Genomic DNA, 26215 nt, shown 5'->3' with positions numbered 1-26215 from the left:
GCCTGCCTCCTGTGAGCGGTTGTTCTGGCAAGATAGTGTGTGCGGAGCCAGGGGGAAACCAAGCCAGGTTCACTCGCTTTGTGCGCAGGTGAACAGTAGGCGCCGCAGCCCGCAGGGCTGCCCGGCCCAACGGGACGCGGTGCCGGAGGCGCCAAGGACGGGCGGGAGCCCTCGCGCCCGTCAGTCTTCACCGGGCGAGGATGCGGCCCACCAGTCAGCCGGTTTGCGCCGCCCGCCATGGTTGCCGGCAAGCCGCAGTGCCAGTTTGCGGAAGGGGCCAAGCGCCAGTTTCAGCCACATCCTGTTCAGGGGCTTGGCATAATCCCGGTTGAAAGGGCAGACCCGCATGCAAATCGCGCAATCTGATGCCATTTTGGCCCAGAAGGAGAAGCATTTCTCTGCATCGGAGGTCCATTTCTTCACGCCTTTGATGGCCGAGATATTGGATGTCTGCGCTGACGGCGGCCCATAAGGCAGGGCCTTAACCGGGCAAGCATCAGCACATTTGGTGCAGATGTCGCAGAACGCCTTCACCCCCTTCGGTTTTGGAGCGTCATGCGCCAGTGGCAGGTTGGTGAAAATCTTGGAAAACCGCAGGCGCGGCCCATACTCCGGCGTGATCACCATCTGATTGCGGGCGTACTCGCCAAGGCCTGCCTTCACGGCGTAGGGGATCACCAGCCCGGTGTCATTCATTGACGGCACCGCCTCATACCCCAGGTTGCGGATATAGGCAGCAAGCTGCATCACGATGGAGGCTTCGTGGCTGTATTCCCGCCCTGTTGCGGCGCCGGCCAGGGCGGACGGGTAGGTGGCCACCAGATCCTTATCCATCTCATGGCCCAGCACAATCACGCTGGTCAGCCCTTCCGGCAGATCATGCGGCGCCTCGGACATGTCGCGGGCATCGACGCGGGCGGTGTATATCCACCGCTCGTCCAGATCGGTTATGCCGCAGAGATCGGCGCCGAAGAACTTGGCGATGCGCTTTATCTCCGCGGACATCTTGGCGGGGTCGCCAATTTCCAGCACATCCTTTGCCACCGGGGTGTCAGGCCGGATGGCGGCCTGGAACCCTTCGCGGATGCCCTCGTGCGCGCGGCGGGAGGAGACCATGTCGGAAATCAGCCAGGCCGCGTTGCGCAGGGCAAAATCGCGCTGGGTGAACCCGTCGCCGCGCCGGGGCGCCGCTTCCATCCGGTAGGAGGAAAAGAATTTCGCCGTGTGCTTGGACTTCACCCGGTCATCCCAGAAGGCGCGGGTGAAAATGTCGTTGCGCTGCGTGAACCGTTCGAAACCGTCGGTGACTTCGATTCCTGCAGCTGCATCGCCGTCACGCTGGGGCGGGGTGTTCTGGGGCCAGGGCATGACGGGACGCTAACCGCCCGCCCGGTTTCGGGCAAGGGCTGCCGGCTTGGAGCTGTCAGCAGAACAGGGAGACGACCCAGTCCCGCACCATGGCGACCTCGGCGCTGTTGGGGGCTTCGCCCGCGGCGGGCATCAGATAGTGGCCCTGGCCCATCGGGATTTCGGTGTCCAGAACGGGCGCAACACGGCCCAGCGACAGCGGCAGTTCCGCATAGCGCCGCATCAGCATGGCTACACCGGCACCTGAGGCGGCCATTTCAATCGCCGCCAATGAGGTGTCGACATAGAGCGGTGCGGAGCGGTCCCTGAGCGGAACGCCCGTCTGTTCGGACAGGCGCAGCCAGTGATCCTGGTAGCCGTGGATGTGAATCAGTGTCTGGCTGAACAGCTGGTCCACTGATTTCAGCTGCTCCGCCAGCCGCGGCTGTGCCACAGGAATCACGCTTTCGGTTGCCAGCAGATGCGCGCGGCGGTCGAACCAGCCCGATGGCCCCAATCGCAGGTCGATGTCGACGTCCTCGTCCTGGGTGCTATCGGCCCAGACGGCAGAGATCAGCCGGATGCGGATATGCGGGTGCGCCGCGTGAAAGGCCCCCAGCCGCGGCGCCACCCACAGAACCGCAGTAGAGACCGGCGCCCGCAGGGTTACGGTCCGGGTCTCGGCATGGCCCAGCAGCCCGCGGGTGGAATAGGCAATGTCGGTCAGCGCCTGCGCGACCGAGGGGTAGTAGGCGTGGCCCAGCTGCGTCAGCTCCAGATGACGGGCGCGGCGGATGAACAGGGTGATGCCAAAGCTTTTCTCCAGGCTGCGGACCTGGTGGCTGACGGCGGCCTGGGTCAGGCCCAGCTCATCAGCGGCGGCGGTGAAGCTTTGCAGGCGGGCGGCGGCCTCAAAGGCGCGCAGCCAGACCAGATTGGGCAGATCAGACATTTGCGTTGCAAAAATTCTTGGGGTCAGGTCGCGTTATTATTCGTTTTTGTTTTGGCTTAGGTCAAGCTAGCCCTTTTGCAAGCGATTACCCCGGGAGGAGAAACGGGACATGAAAACGGATATGAAGATCGGCTTCATCGGCCTTGGCAATGTTGGCGGCAAGCTGGCAGGCAGCCTGGTGCGCAACGGGCTGGATGTGGCTGTGCATGACCTGGACGCGGCGCTGGTTGAAAAATTCGTGGCGCGCGGCGCCAAGGCAGGCGGCAGCCCGGCGCAGATGATGCAGGAGTGCGATGCGGTGATCACCTGCCTGCCCAGCCCGGCGGCATCGGATGCAGTGGTGACCGAAATGCTGCCGCATGTGAAACCGGGCAAGATCTGGATGGAAATGTCCACCACCGACGTGGCGGAGGTGAAACGCCTCGGCGCCCTGATCGTCGAGCGCGGCGGTGAACCGGTCGATTGCCCGGTCTCCGGCGGCTGCCACCGGGCGGATACCGGCAATATCTCGATCTATGCGGGCTGCGAGCGTGCCACTTTCGACCGGATCCTGCCGGTCCTGACCACCATGGGCCGCCGCATCCTGCATGTGGGGGAGATCGGCAATTCCTCCACCCTCAAGGTGATGACCAATTACCTGGCCAACCTGAACCTGCTGGCCGTCATGGAAGCGCTGACAGTGATGAAGGCTTGCGGCATGGATCTGGGCATGACCTTCGAGGCGATCTCGATGTCGTCGGGCACATCCTTTGCGCATGAGACCGAAAGCCAGCTGATCCTGTCCGGCTCGCGCGATGTGAATTTCACCATGGATCTGGTGATGAAGGACATTGGCCTGTTCCAGACCCTGGCCGACCGTCACAATGTGCCGCTGGAGCTGTCCCCGCTGATGATCGAGATGATGAAAGACGGCCAGCGCCGCTATGGCGAGCGGGCGCAGTCGGACCGGATGATCGAGCGCTTGGAGGAGGCCACCGGCCTGTCGATCACCGCGCCGGGCTTCCCGCAGGAATTGATCGACGACGAGCCTGAAGAGCCGGGCTATGAGGTAGTCGTGCGCCGCGCTGCTGCGGAATAAGTTTCCCCAAACTGCACGGCTGCATTCAGCCCCCGGCGTGCCGGGGGCTGTTTTCTTGTGCCGATCCGGTTTATGCCCGGCAAAGAAAAACAGGGAGCAGCAGATGGGCAACGACATTCTGGCGACGATTGAGGCCTCGGCCAGCCGGCGCGTTATGGGCACGGCGATGCTGGGGCTGACCGGCGGCCTGCTGGTCTATGTGGCTTTTGCCGCACCGCCTTCGCCGGCCTGGCTGGTGTTTCTGGTGGTGGTTGGCGCAGGTGCTCTGTGGCTGGCCGCTCGGATGTGGCAGGCTACTGTTCACAGGATTGAGCTCACGCCGGAAGAGCTGCGCTGCTCTGATGGGCAGGTGATCGCGCGGGTCGAGGATATCGAAGCCATCGACCGCGGCTTCTTTGCCTTCAAGCCGTCCAACGGCTTTCTGATCCGCACCGGCACCCAAGGCAGCCGGGCCTGGATGCCAGGGTTGTGGTGGCGGTCCGGCAGGCGGATCGGCATTGGCGGCGTGACGCCCGGATCGCAGGGCAAGGCCATGTCAGAAATTTTGGCCGCGATGCTGGTGCAACGCGGCCAAAGCTGACTGATTGATCCGGTAACTGATCAGGCCGGCGGCGAAACCTTTTCGGCATCGTCGTTGTGATTGTTGCCGTTGCCCTTGTCCTCGAGGAAGACAACCTGAGGCGCAAAGCGCGGACGGGTGAACACGAAGTTCTGAACGTCCAGAAGCGGCAGGCCGATGTTGAAGGCCGGGGTCACTTCGTTCCAGGTTTCCACCACGATCACGCGTTCCTGGTCGTACATCGCAGGCAGTTTTTCCTCGGCTTCGGCGATAGAAGCATCGTCCCATTCCGTGAAGGTCGAGCCGCGGACTTTGGACCAGTCGACATAGTAGCGCTGATCGCCGTCATCCCAGCGCACAACGGAAATGCGTGTCGACAAAGAGGTGTCGCCGCGCACCAGCTCCGTTGCCAGCGCGTGCATGCTGTCGATGTAGGTCTCATTCACATAATTGGTCTCGCGCGAGATCAGGTCGGAGACTGTGTAGGCTGCTTTCAGGTTGACGTTCTCCTGGCGGAAGGCATCGAAGAACGTATAGATCGCAGCGAACATGAACATCAGCAGCGGCGCATAGATGGCGAACTCCATCGAGACGCTGCCTTTGGTGTTTTCAACGAAGCCGCGCAGCGGTCGCGGGGTCCGGTTGGAAAGGCGGGAAATAAGCGTCAGCATGGCGTTACCTCGGTTCCTGGACAAAGGCAGAAGATGCAATCAGCTGAATGCGGCCGTCTTCGTCCTGTGCAATATGGGATGCAAGCCCCCAGGTCGGGAAAATCGGATTGAACTTCATGCAGGCCCGCAGGAACATCAGTTCGTTGGACTGGCCGTTTTCAAAGCTGCGCACGGGCTGAACGTCGTCAATGACGTCGATACAATCCGGCGTCGGATCAATCTCAGCCATGTTGAACGGGTCCAGGCGGATCATCTCCAGCCGCAGCGAGTCCGAGCAGTTGCTGATGAAGCCTGAGCGGGCGCAGATCGCGTCGCGCAGCTGATCGTGCTGCAGGTCGGCTCCGGTGCTGAGGCGGATGTCGCGGACAGTCTGGTCCACGGCACGCTCCAGCTGGGAATGGCGCAGATTGATGATGCCGAGTTCGACCGTGGCCAGCAGGATCATAAGAAAGGCTGGGACGATGATGGCAAATTCCATTGTAGCATTGCCATCCTCACGGTGCCGGAACCGGCGCAGGGCGGTTTGGATACGGTGTGTCATTGGGTGAGCCTCAGCTGACGGATGGAAGTCGCAATTGACGAGAAGGCGTCGGTGATCTCCAGGCCATCCACGTCAAAGAAGTGGGCGGGGGAGCTGGCGCAGTCTTCCAGGACCTTGATACCGCCGGACGGGGCCTCAAAGCCGACCGAGTACACGATCACACCCTGATCCTTGGTGATGTCGCAGATGTGCTTGGTGTGCTGGTCCTTGGCGACACGGTTGTGGAAGTAGCGGCCTGCGTGGAACCAGTCGGCCCAGGCGCTGCTGCTGAACTCGTAGATGTATTTGGCAATCCAGGCCAGCGAGGCGCGGGCATGCAACTCCGGGTAGGTCAAGCGGGAGGATGTGCCTTCCTCTGTGTGGGTCGTGCAGCCATAAGAGTCGCAGGTCTGGTAGGTGCCCTCGCCGTAAGGATGGTCTTCCCAGCGGTTCATGTGCTCCCAGTAGTAGTTCTTGGTGCCGTTGGAATGGTAGACGGAGTAGGCATCTGCAGTGGGGTTGTACCACACGTCAGAGTCCCCTTCCCGCCGCGACGGGTTCACCATGTACTGGTTGGTGTTCTGGCCGTCCGACATCAGCACGATGATCTTCAGCGTGTCGCCGCTGCCGTACTCGGTGGGCCGGTCCACGAAGGATGCATCAATCACGCCGTCGGCGATCAGGTCGTTCACAACCGGACGTGCCGTCGGATCAAGCAAGGCGCTGCCCCACTTCATGCCAATATCGATTGAGGTGTTGCCGCTTGCGGTCAGCTTGTCGATGTGCTCGTGCAGCAAAGCAGCATTGTTGGTCAGAGGCAGGATCTGGGAGCCGTCCCGGGTCGGGCAGACAGGCGTCGAGATCATGTTCTCGGAGTAGGTGAACGTGTCGAAATGGGCGGTGCGCTCAAGCCGTTCATCGCGGGGCAGCGTGTGTTTGCTGAACTGGTCCTTGATGAAGTTCACGCAGTGAGAATAGCTGTGCTCCTGAGTGACATTGGTGTATTGGCTCAGCAGCTCTTCCCCCACATTCACCTGAGTGGCGTAGGGGATGATCGAGATCGACAGGTTATCGATGTCGGTGTTCTGGGTAATCTGATCCACAAAGCTGTGTGCTGCGGCCTTCAGATTGACCAGCCTGTTGTTACGGGACATCGAACCGGAAATGTCGAGAACCATCGAGATCTCGACAGCGCCGATCGTTTCTTCGGCCCGGGAATTCGCGTAAACCGGAAGGTCGCCGACGCCGGCGAACTTCAGCAGGTGTGCCGGGAAGGTCGCGTTGATCGTGCTTTCAACACTCTTGTAGCCCAGTGACTGCTCGACTTCCGGCTCGCTGTAATAGTTGGCGAGCCCGGCCTTGGTCAGGTACTCCTGAACAACCGTTGCCGGATCCTGTTGTTGATCAAGGTCGGCAGCCGCAAGAACAGCACGGTCCAGCGTGTATTGAAGGGTGGTGCGGTCACGCTCCATCCGCATCAGGTCAACGCCCATGCCGCCGGCGGCCAGCATAAGGAGCAGCGTGATAATCATTGGCTTCGCCAGAACGCCATCCTCTTCCCGCAGGAAGCCTTTGACCTTGTCCCGGCAGCGCAGAAAGAGCGGATTGCTCAGCGCAGTTGAATTCTTGTGGTGCTTACTCATTTAAATACCCCCTTCCGGCTGGGGAACGGGCCAGCTCGGCTTCTGCAGCGGAATTCCATTAATTAATGCTTGGTAAAGTGGGCGGAAATGGGGCGGAAATTGGCCGAAAACTCTCCCATTGTTGCAGTCCTGGGCGCTAATCCTGCGCAATTCCGCGGGGTTGTGGTGCGGGTCGGGACAATTGCTCTTTGGGTAACAGCGAATCGCAGGTCACATGCCGGGAATAGATTCTTTTTGGCCGCAAATGGTCAAAAAGGTCGCACTCCTTAAGTAACTCTGCATAGAGTGAGATCATCATCGGCAGCGAGTCGATGTTTGATCACGGAGAAATTTTTGATGAGCAGCCGCACAGAGCCGAGCTTCCGCGAGAGCGTGGACCTGATGTTTAACCGGGCAGTGAAACTGATGGATCTGCCGCCGGGGCTGGAGGAGAAGATCAGGGTTTGCAACGCAACCTACACGGTGCGTTTCGGCGTGCGCCTGCGGGGCGCAATGCACACGTTTACCGGCTACCGTTCGGTGCATTCGGAACATATGGAGCCTGTGAAGGGCGGCATCCGTTATGCGACCGGGGTAAACCAGGATGAGGTTGAGGCGCTGGCGGCGCTGATGACTTATAAATGTGCTTTGGTGGAAGCCCCGTTCGGCGGATCCAAGGGCGGCCTGTGCATTGATCCGCGCGAATATGAGGAGCATGAGCTGGAGCTGATCACCCGGCGCTTTGCCTATGAGCTTGCCAAGCGCGATCTGATCCATCCTTCGCAAAACGTGCCAGCGCCCGACATGGGCACTGGTGAGCGTGAAATGGCTTGGATTGCCGACCAGTATGCGCGCATGAACACCACCGACATCAATGCCAAGGCCTGTGTGACCGGCAAGCCGCTGAATGCCGGCGGCATTTCAGGCCGGGTCGAGGCAACCGGCCGCGGCGTGCAGTACGCGCTGCAGGAGTTCTTCCGCCATGAGGAAGATAAGGCCGCTGCAGGCCTTTCAGGCAAGCTGGATGGCAAGCGCGTCATTGTTCAGGGACTCGGCAATGTGGGCTACCACGCTGCCAAGTTCCTGTCCGAGGAGGACGGTTCACGCATCATTGGCATCATCGAACGCGATGGCGGGCTGTTCAACGCTGACGGGCTGGATGTCGAGGCGGTGCGCAACTGGATCGTGAAACATGATGGCGTATCCGGTTATCCCGATGCTCAGTTCGTGGAAAACGGTGCGGCGCTGCTGGAGGAGGAATGCGACATCCTGATCCCGGCGGCCTTGGAGGGGGTGATCAACCTGTCCAACGCCCAGCGCGTCAAGGCGCCGCTGATCATCGAGGCCGCGAACGGCCCGGTGACCGCAGGCGCGGATGAGATCCTGCGCAAGAAGGGCTGCGTGATCATTCCTGACATGTATGCCAACGCAGGCGGTGTGACCGTTTCGTATTTCGAGTGGGTGAAAAACCTCAGCCACATCCGCTTTGGCCGGATGCAGCGCCGCCAGGAAGAGGCGCGCCATCAGCTGGTGATCGACGAACTGCAGCGTCTGGATGACGTCATGGGGGACACTTGGTCAATGTCGCCGGACTTCAAGGAGAAGTACCTGAAGGGCGCGGGCGAACTGGAACTGGTGCGTTCTGGCCTCGATGACACCATGCGGGCGGCCTATCAGTCGATGCGCGAAGTCTGGCACAGCCGCGACGATGTCACGGACCTGCGCACCGCGGCCTACCTGGTGTCGATCGACAAGGTGGCCAAAAGCTATCACGCCAAGGGTCTCTGACCGCGCCGGGCGAAACGTGTTGTGCAGGGCGGAGGGGAAACTCTCCGCCCTGTCTTCTTTCCTCTGACCCGCACTACGGCATTCGCCGTCGCAAATAGCACTAGACACAAGTGAATAGTTTGTGTGTTTTGCGGCAAGGCCATGCTGAAGTGCTGCAACGAGAGCCTTGGGGCTAGGAGCAGCACGCGAAAGCGGGTAGCAATGCCGCCAGGGCCCGGACCAGATTTTCCCGGGCGGCGGAAGTGATTTGACGGGGAGGGACGACATGCGGTTTTCGGGCTGGCGTGTGCTTCGCGAGGGGCTCACCGGAAACAAGGGGTGGAAACCCCATTGGCGGGACCCTGAACCCAAATCCGAATACGACGTGGTGATCATCGGCGGCGGCGGCCATGGGCTGGCAACGGCCTTTTACCTGGCAAAGGAACATGGCGTCACCAATGTCGCGGTGCTGGAAAAGGGCTACCTCGGCGGCGGCAACGTGGGGCGCAACACTACCATCGTGCGTGCCAACTATTATTTGCCGGGCAATTCGGAATTCTACTCCCACTCGCTGAAACTGTGGGAGGGGATGGAACAGGACCTGAACTACAACGCGATGATGTCCCAGCGCGGCATTATCAACCTGTTCCACAATGACGGCCAGCGCGATGCTGCGGTGCGCCGGGGCAATTCCATCATCAACCAAGGCGATGATGCAGAGATTCTGAGCCGTGACGACCTGCGCCGGATGGCACCGTTCCTGAACTTCGACAATGCCCGCTTTCCGATCATGGGCGGCCTGATGCAGCGCCGGGCTGGCACCGCGCGCCATGACGCGGTCGCCTGGGGCTATGCCCGTGCTGCCGACATGCGCGGGGTGGACCTGATCCAGAACTGCGAAGTGACCGGCATTGATGTCGAAAACGGCAAGGTGGTGGGCGTGCAGACCGCGCGCGGCCCGATCCGCGCCAAGAAGGTGGCGCTGGCGGCGGCGGGCCGGTCCGGCCAGGTGGCCGCAATGGCCGGCCTGACGCTGCCGATTGAAAGCCATGTGCTGCAGGCATTTGTCTCGGAAGGGCTGAAGCCGATCGTGGACCATGTGATCACCTTCGCCGAGGGGCATCTTTACATCAGCCAGTCGGACAAGGGCGGCATGGTGTTCGGCAGCTATCTGGATTTCTACAGCTCCTACGCTGCGCGGGGCAATCTGCCGATGGTGGAGCATACGATGGAGAGTTTTGTGGCGATGGTGCCTGCGCTCAGCAAGGCGCGGCTGTTGCGCAGCTGGGGCGGCATCATGGACATGACGCCGGACGGCTCCCCGATCATCGACCATTCGCCGATTGACGGCCTCTACCTGAACTGCGGCTGGTGCTACGGCGGCTTCAAAGCAACGCCGGGATCGGGCAGCGTTTATGCGCATCTGATCGCCACGGACCGGCCGCACGGGGCAGCCACGAAATTCAAGCTCGACCGTTTCCGCAGCGGCGTTGGCCTGATGGATGAGGAGGGGACCGGTGCGCAGCATAATCTGCACTAAGCGTTTGAAGCGCGCCGGGTATGCCTCCGGCGGGAGTATTTTTGCAAAGATGAAGGAGCGCCGGTCATGAGAATTACCTGTCCGCTCTGCGGCGAGAGGGACCGCCGCGAATTCTATTACAAGGGCGCTGCACTTGTGCGCCCGGCGGAAGGCGCGGATCTGGATGCCTGGCATGAGTATGTGAACCTGCGGGAAAACCCGGCGGGGCCGCTGGATGAGCTGTGGTACCACGAAATGGGCTGCAATGCCTGGCTGAAGGTCACCCGCAATACCGCGACGCATGAAATTCTGGAGGTGCAACTGGCCTCCGAGGCCGGGCTGGGAGGTGAGACATGAGACTTCCCGGGAAAGGCCTGAACCAGGGTGCGAAGCCGATCACCTTCGCCTTCAACGGCCGTCACATGATGGGGCTGGAAGGTGATACGCTGGCGGCGGCGCTGTTGGCCAACGATGTGCATCTGGTGGGGCGGTCGTTCAAATACCACCGCCCGCGCGGGGTGCTGACGGCAGGCAGCGAGGAGCCGAACGCGCTGGTGACCATCGGCACCGGCGGCCAGCAGGACCCGAACGTGCGCGCCACCCAGCAGGAACTGTTCGAGGGGCTGGAGGCGCGCAGCCAGAACTGCTGGCCGTCGGTTGAGCGCGACGTGATGGCGGTGAATGATCTGGCGGCGCCGTTCTTTGGCGCGGGCTTCTATTACAAGACCTTCATGTGGCCTGCGGCGTTCTGGGAGAAGGTTTACGAGCCGATGATCCGCAATGCGGCCGGTCTCGGTGCGCTGTCAGGCGAGGCGGATCAGGACCGCTATGAGAAGGCCTTTGCGTTCTGCGACGTGCTGGTGATCGGTTCGGGTCCTGCCGGGCTGATGGCGGCGCTGGCCGCGGGCCGGGCCGGGGCGGATGTGATCCTGGCGGAAGAAGACAGCCGCATGGGCGGCCGCCTGCTGGCGGAGCGCGAGGAGGTCGGCGGCAAGCCGGGCCCTGAATGGGCCGCAGAAGTGCTGGCTGAGCTGGAGGCGATGGACAATGTGCGGCTGATGACCCGCACTGCCGTCACTGGCGCTTATGACCAGGGCACCTACGGCGCGCTGGAACGGGTCTCGCATCATCTGCCGCGGCGTCATTCGCTGAAGGGCAGCCATCTGCCGCGTGAATGCTTCTGGCGGATTGCGGCCAAACACGCGGTGCTGGCGGCGGGCGCGATTGAGCGCCCGGTGGCCTTCCGCAACAACGACCGTCCCGGCATCATGATGGCGGGTGCCGTGCGGGCCTATTTGAACCGCTGGGGGGTGGCGCCTGGCGAACGCGTCACCGTCTTTGCCAACAATGATCAGGCGCACCGCACTGCACGCGATCTGCATGACGCGGGCGTGCATATCGCTGCGGTGATCGACAGCCGGCATGACGCGCCCGTTGACGGCCCGTATCAGGTGTTCAAAGGTGCGCAGGTCTGCGGCAGCGCGGGCCGCCAGCGCGTCGAGAGCATTACCGTGCGCTCGGTCAAGGGCGAGGAGAAGATCCAGACTGACTGCCTGGCGATGTCCGGCGGCTGGAATCCGTCTGTGCACCTGACCTGCCATTTGAACAGCCGTCCGCAATGGAACCGCGAGGCGCTGGCCTTTGTGCCGGTTGAGGGCGCAGTGCCGGGTCTGATGACAGCTGGCGCTTGCAATGGCACATTCTCGACTGCAGGAGCGCTGCGCGAGGGCGTTGCGGCGGCTGGCAAGGTGCTGGAGGCGCTGGGCCTGAAATCCTCCGCGGCAGAGCTGCCGGATGCAGAGGATGATCCCTACCGCATTGCCGCGCTTTGGGCGGTGCCGGGCAAGGGTCGCGCCTGGCTTGATTTCCAGAACGACGTGACCGTCAAGGACGTGAAGCAGGCGGCCACCGAAAACTTCCGCTCGGTCGAGCATATGAAGCGCTATACCACGCAGGGCATGGCGACCGATCAGGGCAAGAACTCCAACGTCGCCGCGCTGGCGGTGCTGGCGGATGCGACCGGGCGGACAATTCCCGAGACCGGCACCACCACCTTCCGTCCGCCGTTTGTGCCGGTGGCTTTGGGCGCGATGGGGGCAGGGGCCACGGATGAGGGCTTTAAGCCGCAGCGCTTCCTGACTTCGCACAGCGAGGCTGACACCCGCGGGGCGCATCAGCTAGAGGTGGGCCTGTGGTACCGCGCTGCCTATTTCCCCAAGCAGGGAGAGACCAACTGGCGCCAGTCCTGCGACCGCGAGGTGACTCTGGTGCGCAAGGCTGTGGGCATCTGCGATGTCTCCACCCTTGGCAAGATCGACATTCAAGGGCCGGACGCGGGCAAATTTCTGAACTTCCTCTACACCAACACCTTCAGCACGCTGAAGGTGGGCAAGGTGCGCTACGGCCTGATGCTGCGCGAGGACGGTTTTGTCATGGATGACGGCACCACAGCGCGGCTGGGTGAAAACCACTTTGTCATGACCACCACCACCGCCGCCGCAGGGCAGGTGATGGCGCATATGGAGTTCGTGAGCCAGGTGCTCTACCCGGAATGGGACGTGCGCTTTATCTCGGTGACCGAGCAGTGGGCGCAGTTTGCTGTCGCCGGACCGAAATCGCGGGAACTTCTGAACGGGCTGATCGACGAGGAGGTGAATGGCGAGACCTGGCCCTTCATGGGCTGCGGCGAGGCGACTGTGCTGGGGATCAAGGGGCGGTTGTTCCGGATCTCTTTCTCGGGTGAGCATGCCTATGAGGTGGCCGTGCCTGCGCGCTATGGCGAGGCTCTGTTCCGCGAGCTGCTGAAGCGGGCGGAGGCGATGGGCGGCGGTGCCTATGGCATGGAAGCGCTCAATGTCCTGCGGATCGAGAAAGGGTTGATCACCCACGCCGAGATCAACGGCACTGTGACCGCCTTTGACCTGGGCCTGCAAGGGATGATGTCGAAGAAGAAGGATTTCCTGGGCAAGGCCATGTCCACGCGTGAGGGGCTGATGGCCGAAGACCGGATGCGCCTTGTGGGACTGAAACCCGTTGGTGCTGCCAAGGAAATCACCGCCGGTGCGCATCTGTTCATGCCGGGGGATCCGGTCGAGCGGATTTATGACCAGGGCTATGTCACCTCGGCCGGCTATTCGCCCACCCTTGGGCATCCGATTGGCCTGGCGTTCCTGAAGGAGGGGCCGGAGCGGATCGGCGAGACCGTGCGTCTGGTTGACCATATGCGCGGTGTGGATACCCTGTGCGAGGTAGTCTCGCCTGTGTTCTTTGACCCGGAAGGAGGGCGTGCCCGTGGCTGAACTGATCGCAAAAAGCCCCTGTGACAGGCTGCTGCCGGTAACTATTGGAGGCATGAGCCTCACTGAGGAACAGCCCGGCAGCATGTGGGCCTTGGCGCCATTCAAGGGGCAGGAGAAGGCGCTGGGCAAGGCGCTGGAGGCCGCGCATGGAATGGCCTTCCCGGCGGTGAACCGCGCCACCGGCAAGGCAGGCAGCCGGGCTGTCTGGTTCGGCCGCGACATGGCGCTACTGATGGGGCCGGAGCCTGACGCCAGCCTGGCCGAACATGCCGCACTGACGGATCAGAGCGACGCCTGGTCCGTTGTCCGGCTGGACGGCAAGGGAGCTGAGGACGTGCTGGCGCGGCTGGTGCCGGTGGATTTGCGCCCCCAGGTTTTCAAGCGCGGCCATACCGCCCGAACGGAACTCAAGCACATGATGGCCTCGGTCACCCGCATTGGCCCGCAGGCGTTTCAGATCATGGTGTTCCGCTCGATGGCAAAAACGCTTGTGCATGATTTGAAAACAGCCATGGAAGCCGTCACGGCGCGGGGGTAACCTGCGGAGATCACCAACTGATTCCCGGAGCGCATCTATGATCCGCATCGCCCTTGCAGCCGCCTTGCTGGCGGCTCCGGCCTATGCTTCTGAAAACAAAGAACAAAGCTGCAAATACCAGGGCCAGGTCATGGCCGCGGTGCAGCAGGCGCGGCTGGACCGGGTGAAGCAGGAGGAGGTGGAGCAGGTGATTCTGGACAGCAATCCAGAGTGGCCTGATGCCTACTCCAATGCGATCCCGCAGCTGACAAGCCATGTCTATGCGATGAAGCGGCGCGAGCTGAAGGAAACCGACCTCGGCGCGCTGTTCGAACAGCAGTGCCTGCAGAACTGGGATCAGATCCAGGCGATGCAGAAACAACTGAAGTCGAACTGATATGTCCCTGCCGCCCGGCTTTCTGGATGAATTGCGCACCCGCATCAGCATATCTGATGTTGTCGGGCGCAAGGTCATGTGGGACCAGCGCAAGTCACAGCCGGGCAAGGGCGACTTCTGGGGGCCGTGCCCCTTCCACCACGAAAAGACCGCCTCGTTTCACGTGGAGGACCGCAAGGGGTTCTATTACTGCTTCGGCTGCCACGCCAAGGGCGACGCGCTGAAGTTTGTTCAGGAGACCGAGAACGTCGGTTTCATGGAGGCGGTGGAAATCCTGGCAGGGGAAGCGGGCATGGAAATGCCCAAGCGCGATCCGCGTGCGCAAGAGAAACAGGACCGCCGGACGCTGCTGGCCGATGTGATGGAGCAGGCGGTGCAGTTCTTCCGCCTGCAGCTGAAAACCAATGCCGCCCAGGATGCCCGCGCCTATCTGCAGCGGCGGGGCATAACGGCGCAGGCGCTGGACCGCTGGGAAATCGGCTTTGCCCCCGATGGCTGGCAGAACCTGTGGGACGCTTTGCGCGGCAAGAACGTGCCCGAGGACCTGATCATCGGCGCTGGGCTGGCAAAGCCGTCGAACAAGGGCGGCAAGCCTTATGACACCTTCCGCAACCGGATCATGTTCCCGATCCGCGATGCACGCGGCCGGGCGATTGCCTTTGGCGGCCGGGCGCTGGACCCGAATGACAACGCCAAATACCTGAACTCGCCCGAGACTGAGCTGTTCGACAAGGGCCGCAGCCTTTACAATCACGGGCCGGCACGGGCGGCCTCCGGGCGCGGCTCCACGCTGGTTGTGGCCGAGGGCTATATGGATGTGATTGCCCTGGCGGAAGGCGGGTTCCAGTCCTCTGTCGCGCCCTTGGGGACCGCGATCACCGAAAACCAGTTGCAGATGCTGTGGCGGATGTCGGATGAGCCGATCATCGCGCTGGATGGCGACACCGCGGGCATTCGCGCCGCCATGCGGCTGATTGACTTGGCGCTGCCGCTGCTGGAGGCGGGCAAATCCCTGCGCTTTGCCATCATGCCGGAGGGCAAGGACCCGGACGACATGATCCGCAGCGAAGGCCCGGAGGCCGTGCAGGCGGTGCTGGACCGGGCAATCCCGATGGTCAAACTGCTGTGGCAGCGTGAAACCGAAGGCAAGGTCTTTGACAGCCCGGAGCGCAAGGCGGCGCTCGACAAGAGCTTGCGGGAAAAGATCAAGCTGATCCGCGATCCCTCGATCCGTAAGCATTACGGCGAGGACGTCAAAGAGATGCGCTGGCAGCTGTTCCGGGGCAACCGGGACAGCGGCAGCTATCAGCAGAGGACCGGCAAAGGCGGCGGCTTCCGCGATGGCGCCCGCGCGCCCTGGAAATCGGGCAAGGGCTTCGGCCCGATTCCGCAGCCGCGCGCCACCACCCGCGCCTCGCTGGTGGCGGGAGCCAATGATGAATCCTTTGCCGCGATGCGTGAGGCGGTGATCCTGGCCACGGCCATCACCACACCCGAGGTGATCCCGGAGTTCGAGACCAGCCTGGAACGCTTGCAGTGCGCCGACCCGGATCTGGCGGCCCTGCGCGACATGGTGCTTCGCCACGGCATCAGCGCGCCGGATCGGTTGCGTGAGGAAATCGACTGGTCTTTGGGGCCGCATGCCCTTGAAAACCTCTTTGCCCTTCGCCACGTTGCAATCATCCCCTGCCTGCGCAAACCCGGCGACACCGAACTGGCCAGCATGACGCTGGCCGAAGAACTCGCAAAACTCGAAACGCTGCGCGGGCTGGATGCAGAACTGGCAGAAGCCGAAGAGGATTTGCACGGCCTTGCGGATGAGGCGCTGACCTGGCGGCTGCGGCAGGCGGCAGAGGCCAAGAACAAAGCCGTGCGCAGCGAAAACGAGGACAAGGCTACGTATGACGTGGGCAAGAACGGCGCGCGGCTCAACCGGGATGAGCGCGATGCCTTCGGGGCCCTTTTGGACCGGATCGGCTTCTCCGAGAAGTAACACGCGGGGGTGATTCTGCGTTTTGCTAAGGAAGAGCACAGGAAAATTGGGTAAACGGGGTGACGAATCAGATGATCGCGCTAATGATTCGCTCAGCGAATCGCCCCGCAGCCCCTGAGTAGGAGCATTTAATGGCCGCCAAAGACACCGACGACCGCAAACCTGACGATCAGGACGCCGAAATCTCCCTTGATATGAGCCAGGCTCAGGTCAAGAAGATGATCGCGGAGGCCCGCGAGAAAGGCTACATCACCTACGATCAGCTCAATCAGGTTCTGCCGCCGGATCAGGTCAGCTCGGAACAGATCGAAGACGTGATGTCGATGCTCAGCGAAATGGGCATCAACATCATCGAGGACGAAGAGGCCGAGGAAGAAGAAAACAAGGGCACCACCGACCTTGTGACCACCGAAGGCCCGCGCGAGGTTGCGCTGGCCGGCGCCCAGACCGAGAAGCTGGACCGCACCGACGACCCGGTGCGCATGTACCTGCGCGAGATGGGCTCGGTTGAGCTGCTGTCCCGCGAGGGCGAGATCGCAATTGCGAAGCGCATCGAGGCGGGCCGCAACACCATGATCGCGGGCCTGTGTGAAAGCCCGCTGACGTTCCAGGCGATCACCATCTGGCACGACGAACTTCTGTCCGAGGACATCCTGCTGCGCGACGTCATCGACCTGGAAGCCACCTTCGGCAACCAGCTGGATGAGGACGGCGAGGAAGAGCCGGTCGTCGACACCTCCGCCGTGTCGGCGGCCAAACCGGCCAAGGAAGAAGGCCCGGAACTGGATGCCGACGGCAACCCGATTGCCAGCGATGATGACGAGGACGAGGACGATCAGGCCAACATGTCGCTGGCCGCGATGGAAGCCGCGCTCAAGGACCGGGTTCTGGTCACGCTGGAGCGGATCTCCACCGACTTCGCCGAACTCAGCGAAATGCAGGACAGCCGGATCTCGGCAACCCTGAACGAGGATGGTTCCTTCAGCTCCGAGGATGAGGCACGCTACCAGTCGCTGCGCTCGGAAATTGTCGAGTTGGTGAACGGTCTGCATCTGCACAACAACCGGATCGAGGCGCTGATCGACCAGCTCTATGGCATCAACCGCCGCGTCATGCAGATCGACAGCTCTATGGTGAAGCTGGCCGACCAGGCCCGCATCAACCGCCGCGAGTTCGTGGACGCCTACCGCGGCCGCGAGCTGGACCCGAACTGGCTGGCCGACATGGGCGAAAAGCCGGGCCGCGGCTGGCAGATGTTCATCGAACGCTCCACCGACAAGGTCGAAGAACTGCGCGCAGACATGGCCCAGGTCGGCCAGTATGTCGGTCTGGACATCTCCGAATTCCGCCGCATCGTGCAGCAGGTCCAGAAGGGTGAGAAGGAAGCCCGCCAGGCCAAGAAGGAAATGGTCGAGGCCAACCTGCGGCTGGTGATCTCGATTGCCAAGAAATACACAAACCGCGGTCTGCAATTCCTGGACCTGATCCAGGAGGGCAACATCGGCCTGATGAAGGCGGTGGACAAGTTCGAATACCGCCGCGGCTACAAGTTCTCGACTTATGCGACCTGGTGGATCCGCCAGGCCATCACCCGCTCGATCGCCGACCAGGCCCGCACCATCCGGATCCCGGTCCACATGATCGAGACCATCAACAAGCTGGTCCGCACCGGCCGCCAGATGCTGCACGAGATCGGCCGCGAGCCTACCCCGGAAGAGCTGGCCGACAAGTTGCAGATGCCGCTGGAGAAGGTCCGCAAGGTGATGAAGATCGCCAAGGAGCCGATCTCTCTCGAAACCCCCATCGGCGACGAGGAAGATTCGCAGCTGGGCGATTTCATCGAGGACAAGAATGCCGTGCTGCCCTTGGACAGCGCCATTCAGGAGAACCTCAAGGAAACCACCACCCGGGTTCTGGCCTCGCTCACCCCGCGTGAGGAGCGGGTTCTGCGGATGCGTTTCGGCATCGGCATGAACACCGACCACACCCTGGAGGAAGTCGGTCAGCAATTCAGCGTGACCCGCGAACGGATCCGCCAGATCGAGGCAAAGGCGCTCAGGAAACTGAAGCACCCCAGCCGTTCGCGCAAACTGCGCAGTTTCCTGGATCAGTAAGACAGAAGGCGCCCCCTGGGGCGCCTTTGCATTTCATGGAGATGTATTTTGAGGATTTTTCTGTCCGGCCTTTTTTTACTGGCCAACAGCGCAGCAGTACTGGCATGTCCTGAGGGAGCCGAGACGATGGTTTCCTGTACATTCAAGGATGGAGTAAAAAAGCTGACGACCTGTTTGCAGGGGGAACAGGCGACTTATGTTTTCGGGACACCTGGGCGGCAGCCGGAACTTGAAATGAAACGGGATGTGCGCGACGTGGACATGACCCCATGGCCGGGCATTGGCGGGTCGATCTGGGAGGAAGTCATTTTTACCAATGCCGATGCCCGCTACATCGTTTATTACAGTATTTCGAAGGATCCGGGAGCGCAGAACCCTATGGAAGGGGGCGTTGTCGTCGAACAGAGCGGCAAAGAACTGGCGCACCTGCGGTGTGATGCGGGCAGTGTGGACAGCGGCTACCCTTTGCCGCTGTTTGACGCAAAAATCGCAGCCGGGCAGGAATACTCCTTGGAAACGGGGGCGTGGCAATAGGTGAGCGGCAAGGCACGAAACCAGGAGCCGGAGCACAAGTTCCTCATCGTTTTTGATGGCGAATGTGTGCTGTGCTCGGGCTTCTTCCGCTTCATGCTGCGCCACGACCGTACCGGGCAGTTTGCCTTTGCCACCGCGCAGTCACCGCTGGGACAGCAGCTGTACCGTGATCTTGGGCTGCCCCAAGATGATTTTGAGACCAACCTGGTGATCGTTGACGGACACCCCCATCAGCGTCTTGATGCCTTTGCCGCGGCGATGCGGGCGCTGCCGTGGCCATGGCCGGTCTTGTCTGTGTGCCGGTTTCTGCCGCAGCGCCTGAAGGATGCGCTCTATTTCAGTGTCGCCCGCAACCGCTACCGCCTGTTCGGGCGGCGTGACACTTGCATGGTCCCCAGTCGGGAAGTCCGCGACCGCTTTGCCGTGGGGGGCTATGGCGGATGAGGGACGCCTTTGGCGAAATCATCGCCGCAAAATCTCTTCAGGTGCCGCCGGCGCTGATGCGGTTTCATGCAGAACCGCCTGAACGAAGCTTTGGCGTGGTTCGCGTCGAGGGCGGAACCCGCTGGGCGCAATTGCTGGCCCGGCTGGCAGGATTTCCGCCGCCGATGCCGCAAAGCCGGTTCCGGCTGGACATCGCACAGCAGGGAAACGGCCATGTCTGGCGGCGTGTTTTCGGCAAGCATCAGACCCGGTCTGTGCTGCGCTACGATGCGCGCACGGGCCGCGCGGTGGAGCGCTTAGGTCCGGTTGAGCTGGAGCTTTCAGTTGGGGTGCAGCAGGGCGCCCTGATGGTTTCAGTGGAAAAAGCCCGCCTGTTCGGACTTCCGCTGCCGAGGGCTTTGTGCCCCGAAAGCGCATCGATGGAGTATGAGACGCCGCAGGGGCACTTGGGGTTTGATATCTCCGCCAGCCTGCCAAGACTCGGCCTGCTGGTTCGCTATACCGGCCACATTGCACTGCCGGAATTGAACCTTAGGCGTTAACCATTTGCTAACCGTGGCGTTGCCCGCCGGCGGCCTGAGTTTTAAACTCGCAGCATCCGCATTTACCTTCCGGGGGGAAGAAGATGTCTGCACATGCCGATTTGAATGGGGCGCTGGATGCGCTGCAGGGAAAGCTTCAGTCGCTGAATAACCTGGTCAGCGCCAATCAGTTCATGGTGGAGGTGATGGCCAGCCAGGGTGACGCACTGAAACAGATGAGCAGCGACCACACCCGGGACATGCTGCGCCATCAGGCCCGGGTCCGGTTTCATCCTGAAACCGGAACTTCACCTGATGCAGCGGTTCTGGCCATTCTGGAAGAAGTGCTGGCTCCTCGCCAGGAGAGCGCAGAGATCATTCCTTTTCCCGTCCGGGCATGACACCTTCCGGCACACATCTGCGAGAGCTTGCCGTCTCGTCCATGATCGATCCTTGGAGAGCATGCGGCTAGTCCCTATGTTGAGGCAAACAAAGGGACATTTCCTGATGAAAAACCTCATCACTGCTGCCTTGCTGTCCTGCGCTTCAGCCATGCCCGCTGCTGCCGATACATTCGTTGCCAATCGCGGTGTGCGTGTTCTGCCTGTCAGCGATTTTGTCTACGAGGTGGTGCCGGGCCGCTCTGGCGGGACCTGGGACTATTGGTGTGCCGGCGCGCAATATGCCCGCCGGGTGCTGGGCGCGAACTGGACAGACCGGTATTACGTCGTGCGCGGACGTGATGTCAGCGTCACGACAGGGCGCCGGTCCTCCGTGCAGTTTACCCTTCATCCGGAACAGGCCGGGGTGCCGCCCAAGACGGGCTGGCTGTCGCTGGGTTTCCGCCCGGGTGAAAGCCTGTCGGTGCAGCAGGGGTACGGGTACTGCGTGCAGGCGCCGGCGCTGTAGTTCCTTCCAGAAGGGGAACTGGTTCACAGGCGGCCACAGATTTGTGCGGCCGCTGCGAGAAGCGCGTGGATGAGCTGATCACCACCGTTTGGCAGGTTGTTCGCGGCAGGCGGCAGAGGGTATCTGGCCAACCGCTCTAAGGACTTGCGATTGCTCGGAGTTTCCAAAGCCTGTGCGGTGGTGTCCTGCGGTGTCCCGGCTTGAAGCCTGAGGGCGGGTTTGACTGCACAGCAGTGTGTATGGCCTGTGTTTCAGATTTCCGTACCCTGAAAACCGGGCGCAGCGTTTTGCGCCATGCCGAATGAAAGGGGGCCGCCATGAAACCTGTTTCCGCAGCTGTTATCGCCGCTGCAATTTTAATGTTGGGGCTGCCCGTCAGGTCCGAAGCCAATGCCAGCCGGCACAGCATAAACGTCAATCAAATGCCAGGCGGTGTGTTCGAAGTGATACCAAGATCTGGAAACGGTTACTTGTACTGGTGCGGTGCCGCAGACTATGCCCACCGTGTTATCGGGGCGCCCTGGAGTGCCAGCCTGCACATAACACGTGGTTTGGGGCCCAGTGAAACCACGGGCCGCAGGTCAGCAGTTCAATTCACGCTGGATTCCAATCTGGCCCAAACACCTCCGTCTGGCGGATACGGGTCTGTTAACAGCCTGCAAGCTGGTGATACAATGAGTGTCCAGAGAGCTTTTGATTATTGTTTTGTGCCGTTCGGGCGGCCGTGAAGGTATTATGATCCACGGTTGTTCCGGATGGCGGAGTAGGAGGTTGAGATGACCTGCAAGAGACTTTTGCTGTCAGGAATGCTGGTATTGGTTCTGTCCGTTCCTGTGCCCGCGTCCGCCTGGAGGGCGATCAACCGCAATGAGGTGTTGCCGGTCTCCGAAGGTGTTTGGGAAGTGGTCGCCCGGAGCCGCTCCGGCGCCCAGGACTACTGGTGCAGTATCGCCGATTTTGCCATTCGCCAGCTGCGGGCGCCAGTGAACCAGCGGATCTACGTCTGGCGCGGCGAAGGCCCCTCGGTGAACCGGCCAGGGCGCAAAGCCGTGCAATTTGCCTTTGGCCTGCCGCCGGGGGTTCCTGACCGCTCCGGCAGCCTGCCGCTGAATATTCGTGAAGCAGGGGACAGCCTGCGGGTGACCTCGGCGCAGAACTACTGCTACGACCGGCTTCCCGGGCGCGACCGCTGGCTGCCGTAAAGGGCAGCGGCCAGCGGTGCAGGGTTGCCTGAACATGGTGCTTGCGCCAGAAAGGCCGCATGCAGCATGACTTCTCCATTCCGACGCGCGGGCAGGGTCTCTATGAGTTTACCCGCGACGTGCAGGCCTGGGTGGCAGCGAAGGGCTGTCAGGACGGGCTGCTGACGCTATTTGTGCGCCATACGTCCTGTTCCCTGTTGATCCAGGAAAATGCCGACCCGGAGGTGCAGGGCGATCTGCATGCATTTTTTGCCCGTCTGGTGCCGCCGTCCTCTGATCCGTCCATGGGTTATCTGCGTCATACCTACGAAGGGCCCGACGACATGCCAGCCCATATCAAGGCCGCGATGATGCCTGTCAGCTTGTCGGTTCCGGTCCGCAACGGTGCCCCGCTGCTCGGTACTTGGCAAGGCATCTACCTTTTTGAACACCGCGATGCGCCGCATCTGCGGCAGGTGGCGGCGCATCTGTCCTGAACCTCTTTATGTAGCGGCGGCAAATGCCCCCTACCCAAATTCTGGAGGGTCGCCTATAGTTGTGGATAACCGGGAAAACGCCGGCACAATAAACAGGCTGACAGGATTGAGGGAGCAGGCGGATGCGCTGCCCATTTTGCGGAAATATCGACACTCAGGTCAAGGATTCACGCCCCGCCGAGGATCACGTTTCGATCCGGCGGCGCCGGTTTTGCCCGGCTTGCGGCGGCCGTTTTACCACCTATGAACGGGTTCAGCTGCGCGATCTGGTGGTGATCAAGACCAATGGCAAGCGCGAGGATTTCGACCGCGACAAGCTGGAGCGGTCTATCCGTATTTCCATGCAGAAACGCCCGATCGAGCCGGACCGCATCGACCAGATGATTTCTGGCATCGTGCGGCGGCTGGAAAGCATGGGCGAGACCGATATTCCCTCCAAGAAGATCGGTGAAATCGTGATGGAGGCGCTGGCCCGTATCGACACCGTGGCCTATGTGCGCTTTGCCAGCGTTTACAAGAACTTTCAGGCAGCAGACGACTTTGAGGACTTCGTCCACGAGCTGCGCCCGCCGGTGGCACCGGAAGAATAATGGATACGGATCACCGTTACATGGCGCTGGCGCTGTCCCTCGGACGGCGCGGGCAGGGCAACTGCTGGCCGAATCCGGCTGTGGGTTGTGTCATCGTGCAGGGCAGCCGGGTTGTGGGGCGCGGCTGGACCAAGCCGGGCGGGCGCCCGCATGCGGAGACCGAAGCGTTGGCGCAGGCGGGGGACGCTGCGCGTGGTGCCACCGCCTATGTGACTTTGGAGCCCTGCGCCCATCATGGCGAAACACCGCCTTGCGCGCAGGCGCTGATCGATGCCGGGGTGGCGAGAGTCGTCGCTGCGATCGGGGACAGCGATCCGCGCGTTTCAGGGCAGGGCATCCGGATGTTGCGGGACGCAGGTATCAGAGTGGATACTGGCGTGTGGGGCGCGCAGGCTGCGCGGGACCATGCCGGGTTCTTCCTGAAGACCGAACAGGGGCGCCCGCTGGTGACACTGAAGCTGGCGGGCAGTTTTGACGGCCGCATCGCAACCGGATCGGGTCAAAGCAAATGGATCACCGGGCCGGAAGCACGCCGTGCCGTGCACGCGATGCGTGCCCGCCATGACGCGGTGATGGTGGGCGGGGGAACCGCGCGGGCGGATGATCCCTCGCTGACTGTACGTGATCTAGGGGTGGCGCATCAGCCGGTGCGGGTGGTGATCTCGCGCCACCTGGATCTGCCGCTGATGGGTCAGCTGGCCCGCACCGCCAAGGAGGTGCCGGTTTGGCTCTGCCACGGCCATGGAGCTGATCAGGAGCGCATCCGCGCCTGGGAAGGGCTGGGTGCCAGGCTGATCCCCTGTGCGTCGCATGGGGTGCAACTGGATGCCGGAGATGTTTTGCAGCAGCTGGGTTCGGCTGGATTGACCCGGGTGTTCTGCGAAGGCGGCAGCGCATTGGCGGCGTCGCTGCTGGCGTTCGATTTGGTGGATGAGCTGATCGGCTTCACCGCCGGTCTGGGGATCGGTGCCGAGGGGCTGCCGTCGATCGGCGCGCTGGGGATCGGAAGGCTGGAGGAGGCGCCACGGTTCGAACTGGTTGAGGCGCGCCCGGTTGGAAGGGATATCCTGCACCGCTGGACACGGGCTTTGCGGTAATCCTTCTAATTTGCTCCGCGTCGGCTGGGTGCAGCCTGTGCATCCTGCAGGCGCGGGAGCGCCTCTGCCCCGGTCAGCGCCACAGATGGGCGTAAGTTGCGAACAGTCCTTGCAGCTTTGATAGCAGCCGGTTGCTGAGGCCCGGATGCGGCAGATGTCCCTGACGCAAGCGCATCACTGCCACTTCCGGCGGGCAGGGCCGGCTGGTCACCGGGTCGAAATAGCGCGGATAGTCGATCAAAGCTGCGTGGGCGAGCCCCAGCAGCGGCACCTGCGCCCGCCGCCAGGGCGGAACCGGTGCCAGGTCGGTTGTCAGCCCCCAACCGGCATAGAAGGGGGTGCCAAGCGTTGCGACCTTAACCCCGCGCAGCAGCGCCTCGAACCCCAGAAGAGAGGTCATCGTCCAGACTTCCTGCACATCGCCGAGAAGCGACATTGGATCGGCCTGCCTGGCAACAACATCAGCCAGCTCCTCTGCTGCGATCCGGCCCTTGCGCAGGCCTGCCTCCACATCCGGGTGCGGCTTGTAGACGATCACCGCATCCGGATTGGCGGCCCGCACGGCGCGCAGCAGGTCAAGATTTGTCCGCACCTCGCCAGCACCGCAAAGGATCGAGGCGTCGTCCTCCACCTGGCCCGGCACCAGGATCCGGCGGCCCTCCGGCAGGGCGGTGGCCGCGCCGCCTAGGTTATACTTCGAAACACCGCCCCGGATCAGCGATTGCACAAGCCGCTCTGCGCGGCGCTCCTCAGCCTGGGTCATTTCAGCCCGCCGGGCAATCAGAGCGTCAAGGTCCGACGGCTGGCGCGGATCGTAGTAGATCCCCTGCTGGTCGGTCACCAGCGACAGCGGCGGCACCAGTTCCGCCCCTAGCCCGCGGGAGCGCAGGAAACCGTCCTCTACCCGCGCCGCGCCTGCCTGGGCCGCTGAGGCCTTGCCAGCCCAGACCATCTGTCTGCGGCCGCTGGCCTGTGCCTTGGCGGCATCATCGGTGAACAGCACCCGCCTGTGCGCGCCAAAAAACTTTTGCAATGGTTTGCGCTTCCAAAGCCGCATGCCAGAGGCGGCCCAGCCTAGGCTGTCCTCACGCCAGGCCCGCGCCTGGACCTCTAGGTTGTCCAGCACCGTTTCAAGCTCGCACAGCTCATCCCGGAACGGGTCGTGCCATTTCGGATAAAGGATCATCGCCGCAGCAAACAGCTGCGCCCGGGTCAGCCGCCGCTGCCGCCGCGGGGGCGGGGCGTCATCCGCGCTGAGCCCCCAGCCCGCATAAAACGGCTGCCCGAACACCCGTGGCTTGTGACCCGCCAGGATTGCCTCGAATCCCAGTTGCGATGAGACCGTGTAAACCCCGATGGCCCCGTCCAGCAGCGCCCACGGGGAGACACTGTCTGTAAACAGTTGCACACGCCCATTCGCATCATCCGCGTCGTAGTATCCCGCCCGGTATCCGCGCAGCGTCTCGGGATGGGTCTTGATCAGAACCCGTGCGCCGGGGTGCTCTTCCTGTGCGAACGCCAGCATTTCCAGAAACCGCGCCCGGTCCGCACGTGAGGCTGTAACGGAGGCATCGTCACGCGCCTGATCAGCAACCAGAACATAGCCAGGCTCGGGCACTGATGCGCTGGGATCAAACGCGTTGTACTTACTGAGATGCGCTGACTTGAGGCGGGCAATGGAGTCGCGCGCCCGTTGCATCAGATGCGCGTCATCCAGAGGGTGGGCTGCAAGCAGCTGTTCCAGATCCGACGGCTCCGCCGCATCGAAATGCACGCCGGAGCGGTCCAGCATCAGGCCCGCAGGCGGTTCTCCCGCGCGGCCGGGATGAAGCGACCGCAAAAACGCGTCCTCCACCCGCAGCAGTCCGCAGCCGCGCTTTGCAGCAACAGCCCGCCCGCGGTGCGCGGTGGGCGAGGCACCCCAGATGCCGACCAGGTCTTCTGCTTGCGGCAGGCCCACGCGGATGGAATAGCCGGACAGCTCAAGGATGCGCCGCATCCGGTGTTGAGTAACAAAGCCGCCGTTGTAGACAAAAAGCCGGGATGCTGCGCTCCCGGCTTTTTGGCGGCCTGCAGTCAGGCGCATC

At 62.3% G+C, this 26215-nt stretch carries 25 protein-coding genes; 19 read left to right on the top strand and 6 right to left on the bottom strand.

Features of this window, described 5'->3' with window-relative positions:
• Positions 1-180: 180 nt before the first annotated feature.
• Entirely contained in the window at positions 181-1368 is a 1188-nt protein-coding gene (locus K3725_RS13705) for a 4Fe-4S double cluster binding domain-containing protein (protein ID WP_260015871.1), read from the bottom strand.
• Between the two features lie 55 nt (positions 1369-1423).
• Positions 1424-2299 (bottom strand): LysR substrate-binding domain-containing protein, encoded by an 876-nt coding sequence (locus tag K3725_RS13700; protein ID WP_260015870.1) that lies wholly within the window; start codon positions 2297-2299, stop codon positions 1424-1426.
• Positions 2300-2420: 121 nt separating this feature from the next.
• Between K3725_RS13700 and K3725_RS13695 the strand changes: the two genes are divergently transcribed.
• Both K3725_RS13695 and K3725_RS13690 read left to right on the top strand, forming a co-directional pair.
• Positions 2421-3377 (top strand): NAD(P)-dependent oxidoreductase, encoded by a 957-nt coding sequence (locus K3725_RS13695; RefSeq protein ID WP_260018613.1) that lies wholly within the window; start codon positions 2421-2423, stop codon positions 3375-3377.
• A gap of 103 nt (positions 3378-3480) precedes the next feature.
• Positions 3481-3957 (top strand): hypothetical protein, encoded by a 477-nt coding sequence (locus tag K3725_RS13690; RefSeq protein ID WP_260015869.1) that lies wholly within the window; start codon positions 3481-3483, stop codon positions 3955-3957.
• 20 nt (positions 3958-3977) lie between these two features.
• Here the strand turns inward: K3725_RS13690 and K3725_RS13685 are convergent, their stop codons facing one another.
• Genes K3725_RS13685 through K3725_RS13675 form a run of 3 tightly spaced genes read right to left on the bottom strand, consistent with a single transcriptional unit; the run spans position 3978 to position 6770 of the window.
• Positions 3978-4607 carry a TadE/TadG family type IV pilus assembly protein gene (locus K3725_RS13685; RefSeq protein WP_260015868.1) on the bottom strand — a complete coding sequence of 210 codons (630 nt, stop codon included), beginning with the start codon at positions 4605-4607 and terminating at the stop codon, positions 3978-3980.
• A 4-nt stretch (positions 4608-4611) separates the two neighbouring features.
• On the bottom strand, positions 4612-5148 hold the full coding sequence (locus tag K3725_RS13680; protein ID WP_260015867.1) for a TadE/TadG family type IV pilus assembly protein: 537 nt from the start codon (positions 5146-5148) through the stop codon (positions 4612-4614).
• Positions 5145-6770, bottom strand: coding sequence for a TadE/TadG family type IV pilus assembly protein (locus tag K3725_RS13675; RefSeq protein WP_260015866.1), 1626 nt, complete (start codon positions 6768-6770; stop codon positions 5145-5147). The genes K3725_RS13680 and K3725_RS13675 overlap by 4 nt, the downstream gene beginning before the upstream one ends.
• Positions 6771-7106: 336 nt before the next feature.
• Here K3725_RS13675 and K3725_RS13670 point away from each other — a divergent pair, with 336 nt between their 5' ends.
• The 17 genes from K3725_RS13670 (at position 7107) to ribD (ending at position 24128) form a co-directional block, all read left to right on the top strand.
• On the top strand, positions 7107-8537 hold the full coding sequence (locus K3725_RS13670) for a Glu/Leu/Phe/Val dehydrogenase (RefSeq protein ID WP_260015865.1): 1431 nt from the start codon (positions 7107-7109) through the stop codon (positions 8535-8537).
• 265 nt (positions 8538-8802) lie between these two features.
• Positions 8803-10056, top strand: a complete 1254-nt coding sequence (locus K3725_RS13665) for a sarcosine oxidase subunit beta family protein (protein ID WP_260015864.1) — start codon at positions 8803-8805, stop codon at positions 10054-10056.
• 66 nt (positions 10057-10122) lie between these two features.
• Positions 10123-10392 carry a sarcosine oxidase subunit delta gene (locus tag K3725_RS13660; RefSeq protein ID WP_260015863.1) on the top strand — a complete coding sequence of 90 codons (270 nt, stop codon included), beginning with the start codon at positions 10123-10125 and terminating at the stop codon, positions 10390-10392.
• Positions 10389-13334: a sarcosine oxidase subunit alpha family protein gene (locus K3725_RS13655; protein ID WP_260015862.1), complete on the top strand. Its 2946-nt coding sequence runs from the start codon at positions 10389-10391 to the stop codon at positions 13332-13334. Before K3725_RS13660 ends, K3725_RS13655 begins: the two co-directional genes overlap by 4 nt.
• Positions 13327-13872: a sarcosine oxidase subunit gamma gene (locus K3725_RS13650; RefSeq protein WP_260015861.1), complete on the top strand. Its 546-nt coding sequence runs from the start codon at positions 13327-13329 to the stop codon at positions 13870-13872. The genes K3725_RS13655 and K3725_RS13650 overlap by 8 nt, the downstream gene beginning before the upstream one ends.
• 37 nt (positions 13873-13909) lie before the next feature.
• Entirely contained in the window at positions 13910-14248 is a 339-nt protein-coding gene (locus K3725_RS13645) for a hypothetical protein (protein ID WP_260015860.1), read from the top strand.
• A gap of 1 nt (position 14249) precedes the next feature.
• A complete protein-coding gene (dnaG, locus tag K3725_RS13640) occupies positions 14250-16241 on the top strand; it encodes a DNA primase (RefSeq protein WP_260015859.1) in 1992 nt (663 codons plus the stop codon).
• A gap of 131 nt (positions 16242-16372) precedes the next feature.
• Complete coding sequence (gene rpoD / locus K3725_RS13635; protein WP_260015858.1) at positions 16373-18355, top strand: RNA polymerase sigma factor RpoD; 1983 nt, start codon at positions 16373-16375, stop codon at positions 18353-18355.
• A 48-nt stretch (positions 18356-18403) separates the two neighbouring features.
• The gene (locus K3725_RS13630) at positions 18404-18889 is read left to right on the top strand and encodes a hypothetical protein (RefSeq protein WP_260015857.1); all 486 of its coding nucleotides are present in this window, start codon (positions 18404-18406) and stop codon (positions 18887-18889) included.
• Positions 18890-19333, top strand: a complete 444-nt coding sequence (locus K3725_RS13625; RefSeq protein ID WP_260015856.1) for a thiol-disulfide oxidoreductase DCC family protein — start codon at positions 18890-18892, stop codon at positions 19331-19333. It abuts the gene before it with no gap.
• Positions 19330-19875: a DUF4166 domain-containing protein gene (locus K3725_RS13620; RefSeq protein WP_260015855.1), complete on the top strand. Its 546-nt coding sequence runs from the start codon at positions 19330-19332 to the stop codon at positions 19873-19875. The genes K3725_RS13625 and K3725_RS13620 overlap by 4 nt, the downstream gene beginning before the upstream one ends.
• Positions 19876-19958: 83 nt before the next feature.
• Positions 19959-20255, top strand: coding sequence for a hypothetical protein (locus tag K3725_RS13615; protein WP_260015854.1), 297 nt, complete (start codon positions 19959-19961; stop codon positions 20253-20255).
• A gap of 106 nt (positions 20256-20361) precedes the next feature.
• The gene (locus K3725_RS13610) at positions 20362-20763 is read left to right on the top strand and encodes a hypothetical protein (protein ID WP_260015853.1); all 402 of its coding nucleotides are present in this window, start codon (positions 20362-20364) and stop codon (positions 20761-20763) included.
• A gap of 776 nt (positions 20764-21539) precedes the next feature.
• Positions 21540-21965, top strand: a complete 426-nt coding sequence (locus K3725_RS13605) for a hypothetical protein (RefSeq protein WP_260015852.1) — start codon at positions 21540-21542, stop codon at positions 21963-21965.
• A 59-nt stretch (positions 21966-22024) separates the two neighbouring features.
• Positions 22025-22441: a secondary thiamine-phosphate synthase enzyme YjbQ gene (locus tag K3725_RS13600; protein ID WP_260015851.1), complete on the top strand. Its 417-nt coding sequence runs from the start codon at positions 22025-22027 to the stop codon at positions 22439-22441.
• A gap of 122 nt (positions 22442-22563) precedes the next feature.
• Positions 22564-23031 carry a transcriptional regulator NrdR gene (gene nrdR, locus K3725_RS13595; RefSeq protein WP_260015850.1) on the top strand — a complete coding sequence of 156 codons (468 nt, stop codon included), beginning with the start codon at positions 22564-22566 and terminating at the stop codon, positions 23029-23031.
• A 20-nt stretch (positions 23032-23051) separates the two neighbouring features.
• Positions 23052-24128: a bifunctional diaminohydroxyphosphoribosylaminopyrimidine deaminase/5-amino-6-(5-phosphoribosylamino)uracil reductase RibD gene (gene ribD, locus K3725_RS13590; RefSeq protein WP_260018612.1), complete on the top strand. Its 1077-nt coding sequence runs from the start codon at positions 23052-23054 to the stop codon at positions 24126-24128.
• A 73-nt stretch (positions 24129-24201) separates the two neighbouring features.
• Here ribD and K3725_RS13585 read toward each other — a convergent pair whose 3' ends face one another.
• Positions 24202-26214, bottom strand: a complete 2013-nt coding sequence (locus tag K3725_RS13585) for a capsular polysaccharide biosynthesis protein (protein WP_260015849.1) — start codon at positions 26212-26214, stop codon at positions 24202-24204.
• Between the last annotated feature and the right edge of the window lies 1 nt (position 26215).

Origin of the sequence: Leisingera sp. S132 (genome assembly GCF_025144465.1) — a bacterium.
In the GTDB taxonomy this organism is placed as follows: domain Bacteria; phylum Pseudomonadota; class Alphaproteobacteria; order Rhodobacterales; family Rhodobacteraceae; genus Leisingera.
Note: the sequence above shows the minus strand (reverse complement) of the source record. Positions and strands in the feature narration are given on the sequence as shown.

What these genes read in the sequence shown, in the direction of transcription:
- K3725_RS13690 (WP_260015869.1), top strand. Translation starts at nt 3,481, where the DNA reads ATGGGCAACGACATTCTGGCGACGATTGAGGCCTCGGCCAGCCGGCGC.
- K3725_RS13600 (WP_260015851.1), top strand. Translation starts at nt 22,025, where the DNA reads ATGCAGCATGACTTCTCCATTCCGACGCGCGGGCAGGGTCTCTATGAG.
- K3725_RS13680 (WP_260015867.1), bottom strand. Translation starts at nt 5,148, where the DNA reads ATGACACACCGTATCCAAACCGCCCTGCGCCGGTTCCGGCACCGTGAG.
- K3725_RS13620 (WP_260015855.1), top strand. Translation starts at nt 19,330, where the DNA reads ATGAGGGACGCCTTTGGCGAAATCATCGCCGCAAAATCTCTTCAGGTG.
- K3725_RS13610 (WP_260015853.1), top strand. Translation starts at nt 20,362, where the DNA reads ATGAAAAACCTCATCACTGCTGCCTTGCTGTCCTGCGCTTCAGCCATG.
- K3725_RS13645 (WP_260015860.1), top strand. Translation starts at nt 13,910, where the DNA reads ATGATCCGCATCGCCCTTGCAGCCGCCTTGCTGGCGGCTCCGGCCTAT.
- dnaG (WP_260015859.1), top strand. Translation starts at nt 14,250, where the DNA reads ATGTCCCTGCCGCCCGGCTTTCTGGATGAATTGCGCACCCGCATCAGC.
- K3725_RS13665 (WP_260015864.1), top strand. Translation starts at nt 8,803, where the DNA reads ATGCGGTTTTCGGGCTGGCGTGTGCTTCGCGAGGGGCTCACCGGAAAC.
- K3725_RS13685 (WP_260015868.1), bottom strand. Translation starts at nt 4,607, where the DNA reads ATGCTGACGCTTATTTCCCGCCTTTCCAACCGGACCCCGCGACCGCTG.
- K3725_RS13615 (WP_260015854.1), top strand. Translation starts at nt 19,959, where the DNA reads ATGTCTGCACATGCCGATTTGAATGGGGCGCTGGATGCGCTGCAGGGA.
- K3725_RS13605 (WP_260015852.1), top strand. Translation starts at nt 21,540, where the DNA reads ATGACCTGCAAGAGACTTTTGCTGTCAGGAATGCTGGTATTGGTTCTG.
- K3725_RS13655 (WP_260015862.1), top strand. Translation starts at nt 10,389, where the DNA reads ATGAGACTTCCCGGGAAAGGCCTGAACCAGGGTGCGAAGCCGATCACC.
- rpoD (WP_260015858.1), top strand. Translation starts at nt 16,373, where the DNA reads ATGGCCGCCAAAGACACCGACGACCGCAAACCTGACGATCAGGACGCC.
- K3725_RS13705 (WP_260015871.1), bottom strand. Translation starts at nt 1,368, where the DNA reads ATGCCCTGGCCCCAGAACACCCCGCCCCAGCGTGACGGCGATGCAGCT.
- K3725_RS13670 (WP_260015865.1), top strand. Translation starts at nt 7,107, where the DNA reads ATGAGCAGCCGCACAGAGCCGAGCTTCCGCGAGAGCGTGGACCTGATG.
- ribD (WP_260018612.1), top strand. Translation starts at nt 23,052, where the DNA reads ATGGCGCTGGCGCTGTCCCTCGGACGGCGCGGGCAGGGCAACTGCTGG.
- K3725_RS13675 (WP_260015866.1), bottom strand. Translation starts at nt 6,770, where the DNA reads ATGAGTAAGCACCACAAGAATTCAACTGCGCTGAGCAATCCGCTCTTT.
- K3725_RS13585 (WP_260015849.1), bottom strand. Translation starts at nt 26,214, where the DNA reads ATGCGCCTGACTGCAGGCCGCCAAAAAGCCGGGAGCGCAGCATCCCGG.
- K3725_RS13695 (WP_260018613.1), top strand. Translation starts at nt 2,421, where the DNA reads ATGAAGATCGGCTTCATCGGCCTTGGCAATGTTGGCGGCAAGCTGGCA.
- K3725_RS13700 (WP_260015870.1), bottom strand. Translation starts at nt 2,299, where the DNA reads ATGTCTGATCTGCCCAATCTGGTCTGGCTGCGCGCCTTTGAGGCCGCC.
- K3725_RS13660 (WP_260015863.1), top strand. Translation starts at nt 10,123, where the DNA reads ATGAGAATTACCTGTCCGCTCTGCGGCGAGAGGGACCGCCGCGAATTC.
- nrdR (WP_260015850.1), top strand. Translation starts at nt 22,564, where the DNA reads ATGCGCTGCCCATTTTGCGGAAATATCGACACTCAGGTCAAGGATTCA.